Source organism: Roseibium sp. LAB1, from assembly GCF_054658235.1.
The window spans coordinates 497,104-515,645 of the sequence record NZ_BAAGIB010000001.1 but is presented as its reverse complement, the minus strand read 5'-3'; the positions used below and the strand labels follow the sequence as shown (position 1 = coordinate 515,645).

Here is an 18,542-nt window from a genome sequence, read left to right as displayed (position 1 = left end):
CCTTCCAGGTTCTTTCAAGGGAAAGGGCAAGGTAATCTGCAAGCACCTGCACGGAGTTTGTAATGCGTCTGATCTCCTTGTTCCAGTTATTCATTGCCACATTGCTGTTTGCCACGACCGCGATCCTGACTGTTTCAGCGAATGCCGCCGAAGTGGTGGGCTTCTCGGATGCACGATTTCGTGCCGGAACCATCGTCATCAAGAATTCCGAAAAGCGGCTTTATCTGGTGCTCGGCAGCAACCGGGCGATCCGTTACAAGGTCGCTGTCGGAAAAAGGCAGAAATCCTGGATTGGTGAGGCCTTTATCACGGCAAAATATGTAAAGCCCGACTGGGCTCCGTCAGAAGAAGTCCGCCGTGACTTTCCGAATTTGCCGACGGTCATTCGCGGAGGCGCACCCAACAATCCGATGGGCGTTGCCGCAATGACGCTTTCCAACGGAAACTACGCCATTCACGGCACCAACCGGCCCGGTTCCATCGGGCGCGCGGTGTCCTACGGCTGTATCCGGATGGCCAATCACGACATTCAGGACCTGTTTCAACGCGTAACCGTGCGCACGCCGGTTGTGGCGTTGCCCTGATCTCGCTTCTGGTGTTCAGGCTTGCCGTTCTTGCCGCGAAGGATCAGTCGTCCTGGGGATCAGTCGTCTTGGTGTCGGTCACGCCTGGAGGCGGTTGATGACCAGGCGTTTTCCGGTGGTTTCTTGCGGTCCAGATAAGTGCCAAGCAGCAAGACTGCCCCAAGCAAAACACAGCTGGCGCCAGCGAAAATGAGCTCGAACGGGGCTTGTTCGGAAGGAGATACCTGCAGTTTGTTAAGCACCACTATGCCGATGATCATGGGCAGCAGGTAGAGCGCAAGCGCGGTGAATTGAAGATAGAAGCTGGAACGGCCGGGTTGCAGTACGATCCGGAACGGTGGTTGATTGCGCATTTGCACCAGAAGATCCAGCGAAACCAGCCACATTCCGAACTGGGTAATCATCGACAGCTCGTTCCCCCACAGAAAGAACGAGTAGACCGTCTCGGCAAACCCGAACGACAGGATCGCAAGGCAGACGGACACCAGGAGCAGCCTGACAATCGTGTGCCGTTCCTGGGAAAGTTCAAAGCCGAAACAGCAAATCAGGAAAATGGCGGTTTCGATGGAGAAGCGCCCATACATGCCGACGGCTTCCAGGGACTGGCTGAGCCAACTGTCTTCGTAAAACGTAATGTGATCAGGAAACAGGGCTTCGGCTATGCGAAGGCCCGCCAGCAGGATCATCAGCCAGCACAGAATGCCTTTGAGCCAGACCGAGTGCGCCCATTGAGGCCGGAAGAAAATGGACCCGGCAAGGACGAGAAATCCCATTGCCGTAAATGGATGTGTCGACGGCTTGGGGCCGGAAAACGGATCACCGGAAGACAGAAAGATGTTGTGACCGAGGCCGAACAGGATGACGAGTAGGATCGAGCAGCCAATTACTTGATGGTAGACTGTTTTATCGAGATCCTGGTCGCTGTTCTTGGTCATTGTCGGCAGCAGTTCAAGCGAAGACAATTATCATCATGCCTCTTGAACGTAGCGCAGATCAGTCGGAATTTCGAGGATTAGTTCGCACGACAAAACGCTCCATGACGTAGAGACAGCATGTCGCATTTAGTTTCGTAAGTTTGAATATATGATTTGGTCGAGGCCAGCAAACGACCTCCCTGGACCCTGCCAGCATCAAGTGCCCCAACACGATGCCGGTAGGGTCTCCTCCCTCAGCGCCTTCTCTGGAACCGCGACAGCGCAGCTTGAACGCCGTGTGAGCGACGGTTCGGCTGTTTCACGACTTCAACCAGCGTTTCGGATTGGCGCTGCTGTCGCGGCCGCCGGATCCCGAGAGGGCAGCGACAAGATCGGCCACGGCGTCGAGCGAATGGACCGCTCTGAATTCGTCCACATTCGGCAGCATCGCGCGAATGCCCTTCGCCTTTGCCTCGAAGCCCTCGAAACGGAGCAGGGGGTTGAGCCAGATGAGCCGTCGGCAGGAGCGGTGCAGCCGATCGATTTCCCGCTCAAGATCCTCGTCCGTGTCCCGCTCCAGGCCGTCGGTTATCAGAAGCACGGTCGGCTTGCCGGAGAGAACGCGGCGCGACCAATGCCGGTTGAAATCATGCAGTGCGGAGGCGATGCGGGTACCGCCCGACCAGTCCTCCACGCCTTCCGAGCAGGCTTCCAGCGCTTCGTCGGGATCCTTCATTCTCAGTTGCCGGGTGACATTGGACAGCCGCGTGCCGAACAGGAAAGTGTGCACATCCCGCCGTTCCGCCGTCAGGCCGTGGAGAAAATGCAACAACAGCCTGGAGTACTGACTCATGGAGCCGGAGATATCGCAAAGAGCGATAAGCGGCGGGCGTTTTTCCACCGGCTTGCGGAACTTGAGATCGATGATGTCGCCGCCTGCGCGCATGGACGCGCGCAAGGTGCGGCGTGGATTGACCTTGCCTTTTGAGGCCGGTTTCAAACGGCGGAGCCTGATCTTGTCCATCGGCATGGTCATGGCCCGAAGAGCCAGCTTCGCCTCGGCAATTTCATCTGAGGTCATCTGGGCAAAGTCCTTGGATTGCAGCAATTCCTTGCCGGAGACCGTGAACTTTGCGTCGACCTCGATCTGCGGAACCGTTTCTTCGGCAACCCGTTCCTGCGCTGCCTGAAACGCCTGGGAAACACGTGTCTGACCGGCCTTGGGTTTTTCCGGAGCACCCCGGGGCGGGGCGACCGGCGACAGGATCGCCAGCATCTTTTCGATCAGGCCGCGGCTCTGCCAGTAGATCCGGAAGGCCTCGTCAAACAGGACTTTCTGTTCGCGTTTGCGCACGAAGACAGCATGCAGCGTCCAGTAAAGATCTTCCCGGCTTTCGATGCCAGACACTTCGACGGCCGCCACCGCATCTACAACAGAGGCTGGACCCACGGGAACGCCGGCCTTGCGCAAGGTACGGGCGAAATAGACGATGTTGTCCGTGATCCGAGAACGCAGTTCAGGTGAGGCTGGCATAGCTGCCTCCCACACGAGTGTGCTGGAACCCTTGCACTTTAGTCACTGCGTCACACCGCCGGCATGGACTGCTGGTGCGGCGCATCCTTGCGGATGTCGTCGATCATCTGACGCACTTTTGATCCACGCACCCGTTCGATGTCGTCCTGGTATTTGAGCAGAACGCCAAGCGTGTCGGATGCCATGTCCGGATCCAGCGCCATCTCGTTGAGTTCGGAAAGGGCCGTCGCCCAGTCCAGGGTCTCTGCGACACCGGGCTGCTTGAACAGGTCCTCGTCGGCGCGCAGCTTCTGGACGAAAGCGACGACTTCGCTGGCAAGACGCTGGGCAGCACCGGGAACCTTGCGGCGGACAATCTCCAACTCGCGCTCGGCATCGGGATAATCGACCCAGTGGTAGAGACAGCGCCTTTTCAGGGCGTCGTGAATTTCACGCGTGCGGTTGGTCGTGATGATGACGATCGGCGGTTCGGCAGCCTTCACGGTGCCGAGTTCGGGGATAGTCACCTGATTGTCGGCCAGCACTTCCAGAAGAAAGGCCTCGAAGGCTTCATCGGCCCGGTCAAGTTCATCGATCAGGAACACCGGCGCGCCGGAGAGCGATGGCTCCAGAGCCTGCAGCACCGGACGCTTGATCAGGAAGCGCTCATCGAAGATGGACTTGGAAAGCTCGGTGTGTTCGGTGTCGCCGGAAGCTTCCGCAACGCGGATTTCCACCATCTGGGCGGGATAGTTCCATTCATAGACGGCGGAGGCCACATCAAGGCCCTCGTAGCACTGCAGACGGATCAGGTCTCGTCCGAGCGTGGTGGACAGGACCTTGGCAATTTCCGTCTTTCCGACACCGGCTTCGCCTTCCAGAAAAAGGGGGCGTTTCATCTTCAGGGCCAGATGCAGCACGGTGGCAAGCGACCGGTCGGCCACATAGCCCGCCTGGTCCATCAGGGCGAGAGTGTCGTCAATGGAAGCCGGCAACTGGTTCATAATTCCTCCGGTGAACGGGTTGTTACCCCGGTTATATAGAGAGACGGGCAGCAATAACATTGCCCTTGTGAGCACATTTTCCGTGGCCACAGTGTTCCCCCTAATGGGTTTCCGGTTCCGAACCTTCTATAAAAGCGAAACTGATTCAAGGGAGGGAAGTAGAGTGTCGTGCAACAAGCCGTTTTTGGGTGTCGCCGTCATCCTGTTCGCCGCATCGTCTGCCGTGGCGTCTGACGGAGCCTATCCGACCGATCCGGTGAGTCTTGCTACCGGACAGGAACTTGCGGAAATCCATTGTGCAACGTGCCACGCGGTCGGCCGGGACGACCAGAGTGCGCAGGCGGGGGCGCCCGCCTTTCGTGATCTCGCAAGCCGCTATCCGCTGGAAAGCCTGGAAGAGCCTTTGGCGGAAGGCATCGTGACCGCACACGACAACATGCCTGAATTCGCCTTCGAACCGGATGACATCGACGCTTTTCTGGGGTATCTGAGCTCCATCCAGACGAAATGACCGGTAAGCCACCTGTTGTTAGCAATGCCGTTAGAGTGCTGCTAAAATGCTGTTTTTAAACAGTTAATATCCAAAAGTCGGGTTTGGTTAACCCAATTTCCGTGACAATCTTTCTTTGCACAGAAGAAAGGATTGGCATGAAAACCAGCTCTGACTTTGAAAAGCGCCTTCTCGGCTACGGACTGATGACGGCGGAAATCCTCTACCGTCTTCCCGATCACCCCAAACTCCTGCAGAGCTTCCTCTGGCAAACGGAAGATCTGGCACCGAAGTTTCCGGAACTGAACCGGTTTCTGGTGTTCTGGGAACGGGAAATAGAAGGCCGCATTCACTCGGTGCGCGTTGCGCATCAGACGCTGATCTCGCCGGTGGATTTCCGGTATGCGGACGGAGAGTTCGTCTTGCATTGAGTGGGGAAGCGAGGGGATCAGCGCGCGCTGAGACCAAGTCCTTCGCCGTCACGCATGATGGCTTTTGATTGAGGGGTGAAATCGGATCCGTCCCCCTCATGCAATACAAACCCCGGCATCAGCCGCAAGGGTGCCTTGCTGGCGCGGATGGCGCGGACGAGAATGCGTGTTGCCGCCGCGTCCTGTCGCGGACGCAGCGGGATCACTTCAACTGCGCCGAAACGGCCCTTGAGCACGCTCAACAACTCCTGCAGCCCGTCAGCCCGGAAAATCACCGTCAGGCTGCCGCCTTCCTTGACAATGTCCGTTGCCGTTCTGGCCCAGGGCTCCAGACCCCGGTCATCCAGCATATGTGCGCCAGCACGAGCTGAGTTGGGCGATGCCCGGAAACGGTCTGCCTCGTAGTAGGGAGGGTTCATGATGATATGGTCGGCCAACGCGGGCGTGAGACCCGCAGCGTGGCGCACACTTCCCTTTGCAGTAATGTCGGCTTCCAGGAGGGATACACGGGCTGAAAAAGCACTGTTGGCCGGATCTTCCAGACCTCGTCTGGCAAGGGCGAGCACGGTGTCGTCGATGTCAACCAGCGTCACGTTAATTTCCGGCAGGCGCGCGGCGGCGCAAAAACCGGCCGTGCCAACGCCGGAGCCAAGATCGACAACATGCCCCCTGGTACCGTCCGGCAGGGCAGCTGCCAGATAAACCGCGTCAAGACCAGCCCTGTGCCGGCCGCGTCTGGGCTGGTGCACGTAGACCTTGCCGCCGAGAAAGGCGTCGTGGGTCGTTTCCTGCGTTTCGCTGCCGGTGATTTCCGTCGGCGTGTTCATGTCAGACCTGGCCGCCTTCCGGCCTCAGTTCATGTTCCAGACCCGCGTCGCGCACCAGCTTGCGCGCCACCTGGATCTGGTCGGAATCGACAAGGATACGGCGAGGGATCATGGCCAGGGAGCCTTCGAGGATGCTCATGTTGCCGTCTGCGACAAAATGTTTGATGCCGGCGTCTTCGAGAATCGATTCCAGAAAGGAGATCAGGACGGGATCGTTTGTTCTGACTAGTTCTTCCATAAGATTCCCGGCGTTAGCGGTCCATGTCCTGCGGCCGAATGAAGGGGGCCGTTCAAACGGTTTACAGCAAAACCAGCTGATTGCGGCATTTCAACAGTTTGTCAATGGATTGGCGGCTTGCCCCGAAGCCGTTCGCAACATATTGTCCGCTCAAATATTCAGGGAGTGCCATTAGTGGCCGTTGTTGCAACTTATACAGACGATCAGCCGCGCCGTCCGAGCATTCAGTCGCTCGTTGATCTGGTGTCCGGCGGCATGGGCGAGGTCAACCAGCTGATCCTGTCGAAGGCAGGATCGAATGTTGAATTGATCCCGGAAATCGCCAAGCATCTGATTTCCTCCGGTGGCAAGCGGCTTCGGCCGATGCTGACGCTGGCCTGTGCGGACATGTTCGGCTACCAGGGCGATGGCCATGTGACACTGGCTGCCAGTGTGGAATTCATGCACACCGCCACGCTGCTGCATGACGACGTTGTCGACGAGAGTGACATGCGCCGGGGCAAGCTTGCCGCGCGCAAGCTCTGGGGCAACCAGGCCAGTGTGCTTGTCGGCGATTACCTGCTTGGTCAGGCCTTCAAGATGATGGTGGACGTCGGTTCTCTGGAAGCGCTTCGCATCCTGTCCACCGCCTCGGCAGTCATTGCGGAAGGCGAAGTGCTGCAGCTTGGCGCCGCAAAGAATATAGCGACGACTGAAGCCGACTATCTGCGGGTTATCGAAGCAAAGACTGCTGCGTTGTTTGCAGCGGCCGCCGAAGTCGGCCCGGTTATCGCCGGCCAGTCAACCGAAATGAAACGCGCCGCCCGGACCTATGGCATGGAATTGGGCTATGCGTTCCAGCTGGTTGACGATGCGCTGGACTATGGCGGGTCATCGGCTGACCTCGGCAAGGACGTCGGCGATGACTTCCGTGAAGGCAAGATCACCTTGCCGGTGGTGCTGGCCGTTGCCCGGGGCACCGATGCCGATCGCGACTTCTGGAGACGTTGTCTGGAAGGCGAGGAGATCCAGGACGGTGATCTGGAGCAGGCTATCGAGCTGTTGAAGAAATATGATGCCCTGGCCGAAACAGTTGAACGGGCAAAGGACTACGGCAACAAGGCCCTTGCAGCCCTCGATACGCTTCCGTCAGGAGCCCATAGCGATGCCTTGGGCGATGCTGTTGCCTTCTGTATCTCCCGTGTGAGCTGACGCTCGCAAGGATCTGATTTTAAGCTTAAATCGAAAAGTCGCCGTTGATGTAACGGCGGCTTTTTTTGTGACAGTTACCGGTTGGGTATACGCTTGGTCACGATAGCGGACCAGAGGCGATCCACCAGTCCGGATGGGCGCTGCGCAGAGCGCGTTCGATATCCATGCTGTCCTTGAGTTCGCACAAGCCGAAGCAGGTCGCACCGGAACCGGACATTCTTGCAAGTTCGATGCGGGTGTCGGCGTCCAGTTCTGACAGCACCAGGCCGATTTCCGGACACAGGCCCTTGGCCGCGTCCTGCAGATCGTTGCGGCAGCTCGCCAGATAGGCGACCAGGGACGCCAGCGTTTCGAATTTTTCCGGCATGAGGTCCATTGGAGGATTGTCACGCCGCTCCAAGGAATTGAAGACTTCCGGGGTGGAAACACCGACCCGCGGGTTTACAAGTACTATGCCGCAGGACGGCAGGTCCGGGCCGGCGTTGAGGTTGTCGCCGATACCCCGCATGATCTGGGGTTCTGGAAACAGGCAAACGGGAACATCCGCCCCGAGCGTCAGCGCCAGTTCGTGCAGGTCTTCCTCGGCAAGATAGATGCCGGTGAAATCTTCCAGGAGACGCAAGGTGGTTGCCGCGTCGCTGGAACCACCACCGATGCCGGACGCGACAGGCAGGCGCTTGGTGAGGGTCAGGCGAACCTGCGGAACGTCAACGCCTGCCTTCTCGGCGAAGTTGCGCACGGCTTTCAGAATGAGATTGTCTTCAACCGGGCCGGTGAGGTCCCGCGCGAACGGGCCTTCGACGCGCAAGTCCAGCGCGTCGGCGGCTTCGACAGCAAGCCTGTCGCCGATCTGAGGGAAGACCACGAGCGAATCCAGCAGGTGATAGCCGTCAGGCTGCCTGCCGGTTATGTGCAAAGCCAAGTTGACCTTGGCCCGGGCCAGCTCCACGCGGGGGGAAGACTTAGAGGCAGGGGCCATGAGAGTGTCCGGTCAACCGCCGTTCTTGCCGGTCTCGGCTTTGGCGGCATCCGTTCCGGGAACCTCCTGCAAGCCATTGGCGATCTTGTCGAGGATCTTCGGCAATTCTTCTGCGTCCGGTCCCAGGTCGCGGGCATGGTTCCACTGGAAGCGCGCCTCGTTGCGGCGGTCGACCATCCAGTAGGCATCGCCCAGGTGATCGTTGATGACCGGATCGGCCGGGCGCAGTTCGATAGCCCGCTCCAGTTCCTTCACCGCTTCCTCGTAGCGGCCGAGCCGGAAATAGACCCAGCCAAGGCTGTCGACGATATAACCGTCCGTCGGCCGCAGTTCGACTGCCTTCTGGATCATGCCCAGGGCTTCATCCAGCTTCAGACCCTGATCGACCAGGGAATAGCCGAGATAGTTGAGTACAAGTGGCTGGTTGTCGTTGAGTTCGAGCGCCTTGCGGAAATCGGCTTCGGCTAGCTCCCATTTCCCAAGTCTTTCCCGGGCGATGCCGCGGAAATAGAGAAGCAGCCAATGCTGGCTCTCCAGGTTGGAAATGGTGTCGAGACCCTTGGTGTAGGTTGCCTCAGCCTCGTCGTAGATTTCGTGAGCACGCAGGATATTGCCGAGCGCAATCACGGCTTCAAGATCTGACGGGTCCTGTTTGATCAGCTCTTCCAGATGGCTGCGGGCCTCGTCGACCATCTCAAGGGCGTTGTAGTTCATGCCGACCTGGATTTCGGCTTCGCGCTTCAGCACGCTGTCGTCGGGCACCATCATCAGGGCCTCGATGGCCCGTTCCGGCTGCTCCATCCGTTCAAAGACGCTGCCGAGGGCAATGGCCGCGAATTCGGCCTTGGGATCCAGGTAAAGCGCAAGCTGCAGGTAGGAGGTGGACAGTTCCTCTCCGCCGTCACGGCCGATCACCGCACCGAGGCCATAGAGAATTTCCGCCATGCCTGCAGCCGGATCGGTTACCAGTGGCGGAATGATCTCACCGCTGGTGATGGCCTTGCGCGTCTCGTCAAGCTTGGGATGGCCGCGGAACTGCGCGTCGTATTGATCGAGCACATCAAGCGCTTCCTTCTGGCGCCCATTGGCGGCCAGGAGGCGCGTGTAGGCGTCCACGACGCGCAGGGCGCCCTGGTCAATCGCATAGGCGCTTTCGGCGGCTTCCAGCGCTTCCTTGCTGCGGCCAGCTGCAAACAGGAGATGAGCCTTGTGGGTCGACTTGAAGACTTCGAACCAGTCCGGCCCCTCAAGGCCGTCGATCATTGCGACGGCTTCATCGATCTTGCCACTGCCATAAAGGGTCCAGGCGCGGGAGATGCCGATGGAAAGCTGGGCGAGCGGGCCGTTCCTGCCCCGTTCAAGTTCTTCGTTGGCCTTTTCATAGCGGCCGTCCAGCATTTCCTGTGCGCCGAGCGTCAGCTGGGCGAGAAAATTCTGCAGACCCGCGTTCTCCAGTTCCTTGGAGTAGACAACGGCCTGTTCGACATCACCGTTGGCCAGCTTCAAGAGGAAGGTGCGCTCCAGCAGCATCGTGTTGCTGGGATCGGCCGCCAGAGTTTCTTCATAAAAGGCCGCCGCCTGGGCATAGTCTTTCTGGAAACCGGCCAGGCGACCGGACAGATAGCTGCCGGACAGGGTGAAAGGCAGGTCGGAAGGAGTGCCGAGGCTTTCCGGTTCGGTGCTCGTTTCGGCAAATGCCGTTGCGGGAAGAAGGGCGAGCACGCTGACCAGCGCAAGCAGTTTCCGGCGGAGAGGACTGCGATCCCTAGTCGAAACGGCACCGGTCGGATTTGTCATCATTGTTCGCACTTCTATCCCTGAATCTGGTGGGTTTACTGCTTATTACCTTTGACAATGGCGTCTTTAAGGCTGCCCGGCAAGGCAGCCGGGATAACTTTCTGCGGGTTTAAATCCTTTTGATTTTGCTCAACGTCGGAAATGCTAAGACTTAGGACCAATCATAACTGCTTTCGCTGAAAAAGGGCTTGAAGACAAGCAGTTGCCGTAGCAGGAATGTGCAGTGCAAAAAGATCGGGCGCGCGCGTGTCCCGGTCACTGCCGGAAAGAAAATGCGAGTTGGCTGCGTGCGACGTGTCGCAGACCGAACTAGGCGAGGAGAGTGTCAGATGACCAAGTGGGTCTACAGTTTCGGCAATGGTTCTGCAGAAGGTGCTGCGGACATGCGTAATCTTCTTGGCGGGAAGGGCGCAAACCTTGCTGAAATGAGCAGCCTGGGTCTGCCCGTGCCACCGGGCTTCACGATCACCACGGAAGTTTGCACCTGGTATTACGACCACGAAAAATCCTATCCCGAAACGCTGACTGCGCAGGTTCTTGAGGCGCTGGACAGGATCGGCGAGGAGACCAGCCGCAAATTTGGCGATCCGGAGCGGCCGCTGCTTGTTTCCGTTCGCTCGGGCGCTCGCGTTTCCATGCCCGGCATGATGGACACTGTGCTTAACCTCGGCCTTAACGACCAGACGGTCGAAGCGATTGCGCGAGAGGCGGGCGACCGGCGTTTTGCCTACGACAGCTATCGCCGTTTCATCCAGATGTATTCAGACGTGGTGCTGGGTCTCGACCATCACGAGTTCGAAGAGATCCTGGAAGAATACAAGGATCGCAATGAATTGACGCTCGATACCGAAATCGATGCGGACGCCTGGCTGGGCATTATCGAGAAGTTCAAGGCCTTGGTGGAAGAGGAACTGGAAAAGCCGTTCCCGCAGGACCCGCAGGAACAGCTCTGGGGCGCGATCGGCGCCGTATTCAGTTCCTGGATGGTGTCGCGCGCGGTCACCTATCGCCGCCTGCATGACCTCCCGTCGTCCTGGGGAACTGCTGTCAACGTTCAGGCGATGGTCTTCGGCAACATGGGCGAGAGCTCTGCAACCGGTGTTGCCTTCACGCGCAATCCGTCCACCGGTGAAAATGCCCTTTATGGCGAATTCCTCGTCAACGCCCAGGGCGAAGACGTGGTTGCCGGTATCCGCACGCCGCAGGATATCACCGAGAAAGCCCGCATCGGGGCCGGGTCTTCCAGCCCGTCGCTGGAAGCGCTGATGCCGGAGGCCTTTGCAGAATTCCAGACCTATTGTGCCAAGCTGGAAGCCCATTACCGGGACATGCAGGATCTGGAATTCACCATCGAAAAGGGCAAGCTGTGGATGCTGCAGACCCGTTCCGGCAAGCGCACCGCCAAGGCGGCGCTGAGGATCGCGGTCGACATGGTGGCGGAAGGGCTGCTGGGTGAGGAAGAGGCCATCGGCCGCGTAGAGCCGGCAGCGCTCGACCAGTTGCTGCACCCAACCATCGATCCCAAAGCAAAGCGCGACGTGATCACGACCGGCCTGCCTGCGTCTCCGGGCGCTGCGTCCGGGGCTATTGTCTTCTCCTCCGACGAGGCGGAGAAGGCCAAGGCGGAAGGCCGGAAGGTGATCCTCGTGCGCGTGGAAACCAGCCCGGAAGACATTCACGGCATGCATGCGGCCGAAGGCATCCTGACCAGCCGTGGCGGTATGACAAGCCATGCGGCTGTGGTTGCGCGCGGCATGGGCAAACCCTGTGTCGCCGGGGCAGGCATGCTGCGGATCGACTATCGAAACGGCGTGATCAACGCTGCCGGACGGCAGCTCAAGGAAGGCGACATCATCACCATCGACGGTGCCACCGGGCAGGTGCTCGTCGGCGAGGTCGAAATGTTGCAGCCGACGCTGTCGGGCGATTTCGGAACGCTGATGGGCTGGGCCGACAAGGTGCGCCGCATGCGCGTGCGCACCAACGCCGAAACGCCGCAGGATGCCAAGGTGGCGCGGGAATTCGGTGCCGAAGGCATCGGCCTGTGCCGCACGGAGCATATGTTCTTCGAAGGCGAGCGCATCGTGGCCGTACGCGAGATGATCCTGGCGGAAACCGAAGCCGGCCGCCGGACGGCACTTGCCAAGCTGCTGCCGATGCAGCGGCAGGATTTTACCGATCTCTTCGAGATCATGCACGGGCTGCCGGTGACCATCCGTCTGCTGGATCCGCCGCTGCATGAATTTCTGCCGAAATCGGAAGAGGAACTGGCCGACGTCGCCAAAGCAATGGGTGCTGACCCGGAGCTGCTGCGCGACCGTGCACTGGCTCTGGAAGAATTCAACCCGATGCTTGGCCATCGTGGTTGCCGCCTGCTGGTGTCTTATCCGGAAATCGCGGAAATGCAGGCGCGGGCCATCTTCGAGGCGGCTGTAGAAGCCGCGAAGAAAACCGGTGCACCCGTGGTGCCGGAAATCATGGTTCCGCTGGTCGGCCTCAAGGGTGAACTTGACCTCGTGCGCCAGAGCATCGAAGCGATGGCAAAGGCGGTGATGAGCGAGACCGGTGCGGTACTCACCTATCAGATCGGCACGATGGTGGAACTGCCGCGGGCCGCGCTGAAGGCTGCGGAAATCGCCCAGTCGGCCGAGTTCTTCTCCTTCGGCACAAACGACCTGACACAGACCACCTTCGGTATTTCGCGCGACGATGCGGCCTCCTTCCTGGGCACCTATCAGACGCGTGGTCTTCTGGAGCAGGACCCGTTCGTCTCGCTCGATCAGGAAGGCGTCGGGGAACTTATCAAGATCGGCGTCGAGCGAGGCCGGTCCACACGTCCCGACATCAAGCTCGGCATTTGCGGAGAGCATGGCGGCGATCCCGCCTCCATCTTCTTCTGCGAAAGCGTCGGCCTGGACTATGTCTCCTGTTCGCCCTTCCGTGTGCCGATCGCCCGGCTGGCGGCTGCGCAGGCGGCCCTGAAGCACAAGTCCGGAAGCTGAATGGGGCTGGGAAGTCCGGTCGAGGTCAGGGAGAGTGCGGTGTGAGCGATGCCTATCCCACGCTGGACACCCTGCGCGCGGGCGGCAAGAGGCAGCTCGCGCGGGTACTCAGCCGGTTGGAAAGCCATGCCGGGGAGGCTGAAACCGCAGCCTTTCTCGATCGTGCTGCCGGTGAAGCCAGCGCAAAGGTACTCGGCCTCACTGGTCCGCCTGGCGTCGGTAAATCCAGCCTGACGGACGCGCTCATCAAGGCGTGCCGGGCGGCAGGGCAGACGGTGGCGGTGCTCGCAATCGACCCGTCTTCCGCTGTGACCGGCGGAGCGCTGCTTGGCGACCGGACGCGATTGAAAACCGACCCGTCCGACGACGGCGTTTTCGTCCGTTCCATGGCCGCGCGTGACAGACTCGGCGGTCTGTCCGATCACACCGTCGCGGCGATTGCCGTTCTCAGGTGCGTATGCGATTGCGTAATCGTTGAAACCGTCGGTATCGGCCAGTCGGAAGGCGATCTGAAACAGGCGGTCGACACGGTGGTGCTGTGTATCCAGCCCGGATCGGGTGACAGCCTGCAGTTCATGAAGGCCGGCATCATGGAATTGCCGGATATCGTAGCGGTTACCAAGGCCGACATGGGTGCGCTCGCGCGCCGGGCTGCCTCGGATGTTGCCGGCGCCTTGTCGCTGAGCGACACGGCTGACACGCAAGGGTGGAAGGTTCCCGTGTGCGAAGTTTCCGCTCAGACTTCCAGCGGAATTGATGAACTGGTCGGGCATTGGACGCGTCATCATGACCACATTGCCTCCGGCGATTCGTTGCAAGGGCAGCGGACCGAGCAGCACGTGGCCTGGTTCAAGGATATGGTGCGCACCGAGTTCGGTCACGCAGGCCTGAAGCTCGCCGCTGGTGCGGGACAGGACTGGCTGATATCAGCCGAGACCGCTCCCTTCGCGAGCTTTTACCGCTTTGCCAGCAAGGTCAGGCCGCTGCTGGAAGTTTGAGCCCCCCGGAGAAGTGCGTCCCTGGCAGGCGCTGCTATCGGCCCGGGGCGAGAAGGCAGGCTGAATTCCCGCCGGGACCTATCATGCTTCCGCTGCGCGGGCCTGGTAGCTCAGATCAGTGCCGAAGCCGGGGCTGCTTGCGCGGTGAAACTCTTCCAGGAACTGCGTCAGGGCCGTATCGGTCAACGGACGGGAGATGTAGTAGCCCTGCATGCGATTGCAGTCGTGCGCCTGCAGGAAGCGGATCTGGTCCTTGGTCTCGATGCCTTCGGCGACAATGGTCATGCCGAGCGCCTTGCCGAGCTGGATGATCGAAACCAGAATGGCTTCGGCCTCGGCATTGCCGTTCATGTCGGAGACGAAATCCCGGTCGATCTTGAGCGTGTCGAAAGGGAACCGGCGCAGATAGCTGAGGCTTGAATAGCCTGAGCCGAAATCATCGAGCGCGACCTTCACGCCCAGGTTCTTCAGCCTGCGCAGCGCTTTCAACACCGAGTCGTTGCGTCCGGCAAAGACACTTTCCGTCACTTCGATTTCCAGGCGCTGCGGCGGCAGGTTGTTGGCGGCGAGGATTGCCATGACCTTTTCAACGAAGCGCGGATGCTTGAACTGGTTCGGCGAAACATTGACCGACACGGTGATGCCCGGCCAATCATGTGCCTTGGAACAGGCCTTGTTGAGCACCCAGATGCCCAGATCGTTGATCAGCCCGGTTTCCTCTGCCACGGGAATGAACTGGGCCGGGGAAATGACGGTGCCATCTTCCTTGGTCCAGCGGGCCAGCGCCTCGACACTGACGATCCGTTTGGCCGACGTGTCGGATTGCGGCTGATAGGCAAGGTCCAGTTCGTCGTTCTTGAGCGCCAGCCGGAGTTCGCGGGAGAGCCGGTCCTTGGACTGGACGTGGTGCTCCATGTTCGGTTCGAAGAAAGACCGGCGGTTCCGGCCATTCGCCTTGGCATCGTATAGCGCGATATCGGCCTTGCGCAGCAATTCATCCGGATCGTTGCCGTCGCGCGGGGCGACCGCTGCACCCATGGACAGACTGGCATGAAGCTCACGCCGGCCGATCATGATTGGCCGGCCGATCTCGTCCTGAACCTGATCGAGAATGTACTCCAGCCAGACATCGTCTTCGCAGTCCTTGATGACCATCGCGAATTCGTCGCCGCTGATGCGCGCGACGATCCCGGTTTCAGGAATGACGCGCCGCAGCCGCTGGGCGACGGCGGTGATCACCTTGTCGCCGGCGGAATGGCCAAGCGTGTCGTTGATGTCCTTGAAATGGTCGAGGTCGATATAGACGACGGCGGTGTTGGTCCCATTGGCAGCGCTTTCGTCCAGTATGTCCGTCAGCAGTGCATGGAACCGGGCACGGTTCGGCAGGCCAGACAGGGCGTCGTGGCGGGCTGCATGCACGGCCTTGGCCTCACTGCGTGCCAGACGCTTGGTCATCTGACGGGTAAAGATGGTCACTGCGATGACGACGGCGGCGATCATGAAGGCGGCTAGCGCCAGAAACGGATTGATCCGTCGTATCATCTGGGTACCGGGCTCGGTCGTCTGCCAGGCAATCAGGCCGACATCCTGTCCAAGTGGCGACCTGAGCAGATAGCGGCCGACACCCTCGCGAACGGTCTGGTTGTTGGCCAGAACAAATCCGTCAAGACGCGACATTTCCGAGATTTCCGCCAGTTTCTCCCCGCGCAAGGGCACCATGCTGACCAGTACAGCGGGCGGAAACCGTACCCGGGAGATCGACTGGATCTGCGGCATGACGGCGGCTGCACTGAAGAGATAAGGTTCACCAGCCAGAGAGATGACGCCGGTTTCGGCAATCGACCGGCGGGCATCGCTGCTTTGCGGCACGAAGCTGTAAAGACCGGACGGCGTGCGGCGGAAGGAAATGATGTAGCGGGCGCGAACCTTGGCAATTGCGGGCTTGAGTTCCTGGAACAGCTCCTGCGTCATCCACTTGTTGGTGTGGTTCTGCGCATAGACTGTCTGAACATCATAGTCGCGGTTGATCAGGATCGACTTGGTGAAGCCGTGGTTCTGGAACAACCAATGCATCAGGTTGTTGTAGATCCAGCCTTCATCGGGGTTGATCTGGTTCACCCGGTGATAGGCTTCGTCCCAGATCACGACGCCGTTCTGCTGCTTGACCATATAATTCTGGGTCAGTTGCAGGGCGCCGGCAATGAGCTTGTTCTGGGATTCAACAGCGGTTTCGTCTGACAGACGGGCAGACCAGTGCAGCAGGCCAAAGATACCGAACACGGATATCATGACGATAACAACCATCGGAATGATGATCGCGTTTGCTATCTGGCCGCCGGAGTTTTTAGACGAATTGTACATATACGAGCCCGGTTACTTTGGGCCGAGTATTGTCGATCTGGGTTAAGGAATGCCCCAAATTCTAAGTAAATTAAGGGTAAAGTCTCAGGAGGGCGGATCCGGTTTTGCAAGCAGCCTGAAAGATCTTTGCTGCGCAGGCCCGTAACCTGTGCCTATCCTTTGTTCCGGCGGGTCAGATCAGTTGCAAGCTGCGGAAGCTGACATTGGTTCGCAGACCGACGATGATGTGGTCATGAACCTCGATACCAAGCGGACCAGCGATATCAACGATTTTACTGGTCATCTGTATGTCGGCGCGGGACGGGGTCGGATCACCCGACGGGTGGTTGTGCACCAGGATCAGCGCAGTGGCTGAAAGCTCCAGGGCGCGCCGGATCACTTCACGCGGATAGACAGGTGTGTGATCGACGGTTCCCGTCTGCTGAACCTCGTCCGCGATGAGGGCATTTTTCTTGTCGAGAAACAGGACCCTGAACTGCTCGACGGGAGCAAGCCCCATGGACACCTGAAGGTAGTCCATGACTTTCTGCCAGCTGTCGAGAACCTGCCGTTTTTCCAGGCCGGCCTTGTGAAAACGGATCACGGACGCATGCACGGCCTGAAGTGCGTCAATGCTGATGTCCGAGAGACCCGGAATTTCCTTCAGCCGTTCCCTGGGCGCGGCCAGGACGGCCGGAAAGGACCCGAAGCGCTGCAACAGCGCCTTGGCGATCGGCTTGGTGTCCTGACGGGGCAGGGCGGAAAATAACAGAAATTCCAGAAGCTCATAATCGGCGAGCCCCTGCTCGCCCGATTTACGAAACCGTTCCCGCAGCCTTTGGCGGTGTCCCTTGTGGTCGCCACCGGTTGAGGCCGGTGTTTCACTGGCGGAAATCGTCTCTTTCATGAGCTCCTGCGTCAGCTGCTGTCAGATGACGGCACATCGCCAATAATCCGGGTTTCTGGCAGGATCGTCAGTCCGTTTGCAGGCCCGGCTTGTGAATGCCTTTGGGGGAGGTAGTGAAGATCTGGCAGCCTTCAGGCGTAATGCCGATGGAATGTTCGAACTGTGCGGACAGGGACCTGTCCCTTGTGACGGCGGTCCAGCCATCGCTGAGAACCTTCACGTGCGGGCGGCCCAGATTGACCATCGGTTCGATGGTAAAGATCATGCCCGGCTTCAGTTCAACGCCTTCGCCAGGACGCCCGTAATGCAGGATGTTGGGGGTATCGTGGAACAGCAGGCCAAGGCCGTGGCCGCAGAAGTCGCGCACCACCGAGCAGCGTTCCGCCTCGACAAACGTCTGGATGGCGGCGCCGATGTCGCCCGTGGTGTTGCCGGGCTTGGCCGCCTCGATACCGCGCATCAGCGATTCATAGGTCACATCGATCAGACGCTCTGCGGCACGCTTCAACTGGCCGACCGGGTACATCCGGCTCGAGTCGCCGTGCCACCCGTCCAGAATGAAGGTGACGTCGATGTTGACGATGTCGCCCTCGCGCAGAGCCTTGTCGTTGGGAATACCGTGACAGACAACGTGGTTGATCGACGTGCAGGAGGACTTGGTGTAGCCGCGATAGTTCAGCGTTGCCGGAATGGCGTTGTGATCCATGCCATACTGGTAGACGAAGTCGTCGATTTCCTGGGTTGTGGTGCCCGGTTTGACGATGTCGGCCAACTCGTCCAGACAGGCTGCAGTCAGCTGTCCTGCGCGCATCATGCCTTCAAAATCCTCAGGACCGTACAAACGTACCTGACCCGTGTTTTTCAAAGGGGCTTCCGAAGCGTCGATATAGCTGACCATGGGGTTTACCGTGTCTCACAATTATCCGGTGCCATTGTAAGCCGACACGGCCCTTTTCGGCACCAATTATCCGTTACCTGTTCACATACCGTCCAAAGCGCTCAATTTCCAGCTTCTGTTCCAGCAAAATCAGGCTGACGTGGAAACTTCCTGCTTGCCCGGTGAAAAGCTGCAGTGCCTTCTTGCGCTTTTCCGGCAGGAGAGCTAGGGGAAGGGAAAAGCGGGCGTGGTGGAATTGGTAGACACAAGGGACTTAAAATCCCTCGGCCCTAGGCTGTACGGGTTCGAGTCCCGTCGCCCGCACCATACGTTGTTGCGCTATTGGCCTTCGGCCTGCTTGAGCGCGATCCGGTTCCAGATTACGCTTCTCACCCGCTGCTCTGATCTTGACCTCTTGCCTTTCCGGCTGGTTGAGCGCAAGTTTTGTGT

General features: G+C 59.4%; 16 protein-coding genes and 1 tRNA gene. 7 read left to right on the top strand and 10 right to left on the bottom strand.

Features of this window, described 5'->3' with window-relative positions:
* Positions 1-62 precede the first annotated feature (62 nt).
* Positions 63-584, top strand: coding sequence for a L,D-transpeptidase (locus tag ACYQ54_RS02455; RefSeq protein WP_460078966.1), 522 nt, complete (start codon positions 63-65; stop codon positions 582-584).
* 59 nt (positions 585-643) lie between these two features.
* Here ACYQ54_RS02455 and ACYQ54_RS02450 read toward each other — a convergent pair whose 3' ends face one another.
* The 3 genes from ACYQ54_RS02450 to ACYQ54_RS02440 form a co-directional block, all read right to left on the bottom strand.
* On the bottom strand, positions 644-1,546 hold the full coding sequence (locus ACYQ54_RS02450) for a hypothetical protein (protein WP_460078965.1): 903 nt from the start codon (positions 1,544-1,546) through the stop codon (positions 644-646).
* Between the two features lie 271 nt (positions 1,547-1,817).
* Positions 1,818-3,032 (bottom strand): vWA domain-containing protein, encoded by a 1,215-nt coding sequence (locus ACYQ54_RS02445; protein ID WP_460078962.1) that lies wholly within the window; start codon positions 3,030-3,032, stop codon positions 1,818-1,820.
* Between the two features lie 50 nt (positions 3,033-3,082).
* Entirely contained in the window at positions 3,083-4,015 is a 933-nt protein-coding gene (locus ACYQ54_RS02440; RefSeq protein WP_460078960.1) for an AAA family ATPase, read from the bottom strand.
* A gap of 163 nt (positions 4,016-4,178) precedes the next feature.
* On the opposite strand from ACYQ54_RS02440, the gene ACYQ54_RS02435 reads away from it, so the two are divergent.
* Positions 4,179-4,526 (top strand): c-type cytochrome, encoded by a 348-nt coding sequence (locus ACYQ54_RS02435; RefSeq protein ID WP_460078957.1) that lies wholly within the window; start codon positions 4,179-4,181, stop codon positions 4,524-4,526.
* 137 nt (positions 4,527-4,663) lie between these two features.
* Positions 4,664-4,936: an usg protein gene (locus ACYQ54_RS02430; RefSeq protein WP_460078955.1), complete on the top strand. Its 273-nt coding sequence runs from the start codon at positions 4,664-4,666 to the stop codon at positions 4,934-4,936.
* Positions 4,937-4,953: 17 nt separating this feature from the next.
* Here ACYQ54_RS02430 and ACYQ54_RS02425 read toward each other — a convergent pair whose 3' ends face one another.
* Entirely contained in the window at positions 4,954-5,763 is an 810-nt protein-coding gene (locus ACYQ54_RS02425; protein ID WP_460078952.1) for a tRNA1(Val) (adenine(37)-N6)-methyltransferase, read from the bottom strand.
* Position 5,764: 1 nt separating this feature from the next.
* Positions 5,765-6,001: a putative signal transducing protein gene (locus tag ACYQ54_RS02420; protein WP_460078951.1), complete on the bottom strand. Its 237-nt coding sequence runs from the start codon at positions 5,999-6,001 to the stop codon at positions 5,765-5,767.
* Between the two features lie 174 nt (positions 6,002-6,175).
* Here ACYQ54_RS02420 and ACYQ54_RS02415 point away from each other — a divergent pair, with 174 nt between their 5' ends.
* Positions 6,176-7,192 (top strand): polyprenyl synthetase family protein, encoded by a 1,017-nt coding sequence (locus tag ACYQ54_RS02415; protein WP_460078949.1) that lies wholly within the window; start codon positions 6,176-6,178, stop codon positions 7,190-7,192.
* Between the two features lie 97 nt (positions 7,193-7,289).
* Here the strand turns inward: ACYQ54_RS02415 and ACYQ54_RS02410 are convergent, their stop codons facing one another.
* Both ACYQ54_RS02410 and ACYQ54_RS02405 read right to left on the bottom strand, forming a co-directional pair.
* Positions 7,290-8,171: a 4-(cytidine 5'-diphospho)-2-C-methyl-D-erythritol kinase gene (locus tag ACYQ54_RS02410; protein ID WP_460078947.1), complete on the bottom strand. Its 882-nt coding sequence runs from the start codon at positions 8,169-8,171 to the stop codon at positions 7,290-7,292.
* A gap of 12 nt (positions 8,172-8,183) precedes the next feature.
* Positions 8,184-9,971 carry a tetratricopeptide repeat protein gene (locus tag ACYQ54_RS02405; protein WP_460078944.1) on the bottom strand — a complete coding sequence of 596 codons (1,788 nt, stop codon included), beginning with the start codon at positions 9,969-9,971 and terminating at the stop codon, positions 8,184-8,186.
* Positions 9,972-10,297: 326 nt separating this feature from the next.
* Between ACYQ54_RS02405 and ppdK the strand changes: the two genes are divergently transcribed.
* A complete protein-coding gene (ppdK, locus tag ACYQ54_RS02400) occupies positions 10,298-12,970 on the top strand; it encodes a pyruvate, phosphate dikinase (protein ID WP_460078943.1) in 2,673 nt (890 codons plus the stop codon).
* A 41-nt stretch (positions 12,971-13,011) separates the two neighbouring features.
* Positions 13,012-13,968 (top strand): ArgK/MeaB family GTPase, encoded by a 957-nt coding sequence (locus ACYQ54_RS02395; RefSeq protein WP_460078941.1) that lies wholly within the window; start codon positions 13,012-13,014, stop codon positions 13,966-13,968.
* 81 nt (positions 13,969-14,049) lie between these two features.
* Here ACYQ54_RS02395 and ACYQ54_RS02390 read toward each other — a convergent pair whose 3' ends face one another.
* The 3 genes from ACYQ54_RS02390 to map all read right to left on the bottom strand — a co-directional run bounded on the left by ACYQ54_RS02390 (position 14,050) and on the right by map (position 18,113).
* Positions 14,050-16,329 carry a bifunctional diguanylate cyclase/phosphodiesterase gene (locus ACYQ54_RS02390; protein WP_460078939.1) on the bottom strand — a complete coding sequence of 760 codons (2,280 nt, stop codon included), beginning with the start codon at positions 16,327-16,329 and terminating at the stop codon, positions 14,050-14,052.
* Positions 16,330-16,501: 172 nt separating this feature from the next.
* Positions 16,502-17,215, bottom strand: coding sequence for a RadC family protein (gene radC, locus ACYQ54_RS02385; RefSeq protein WP_460078937.1), 714 nt, complete (start codon positions 17,213-17,215; stop codon positions 16,502-16,504).
* Between the two features lie 67 nt (positions 17,216-17,282).
* The gene (map, locus tag ACYQ54_RS02380) at positions 17,283-18,113 is read right to left on the bottom strand and encodes a type I methionyl aminopeptidase (RefSeq protein WP_023001049.1); all 831 of its coding nucleotides are present in this window, start codon (positions 18,111-18,113) and stop codon (positions 17,283-17,285) included.
* Between the two features lie 220 nt (positions 18,114-18,333).
* Here map and ACYQ54_RS02375 point away from each other — a divergent pair.
* Positions 18,334-18,419 (top strand) — tRNA-Leu (locus tag ACYQ54_RS02375).
* Positions 18,420-18,542: the final 123 nt, after the last annotated feature.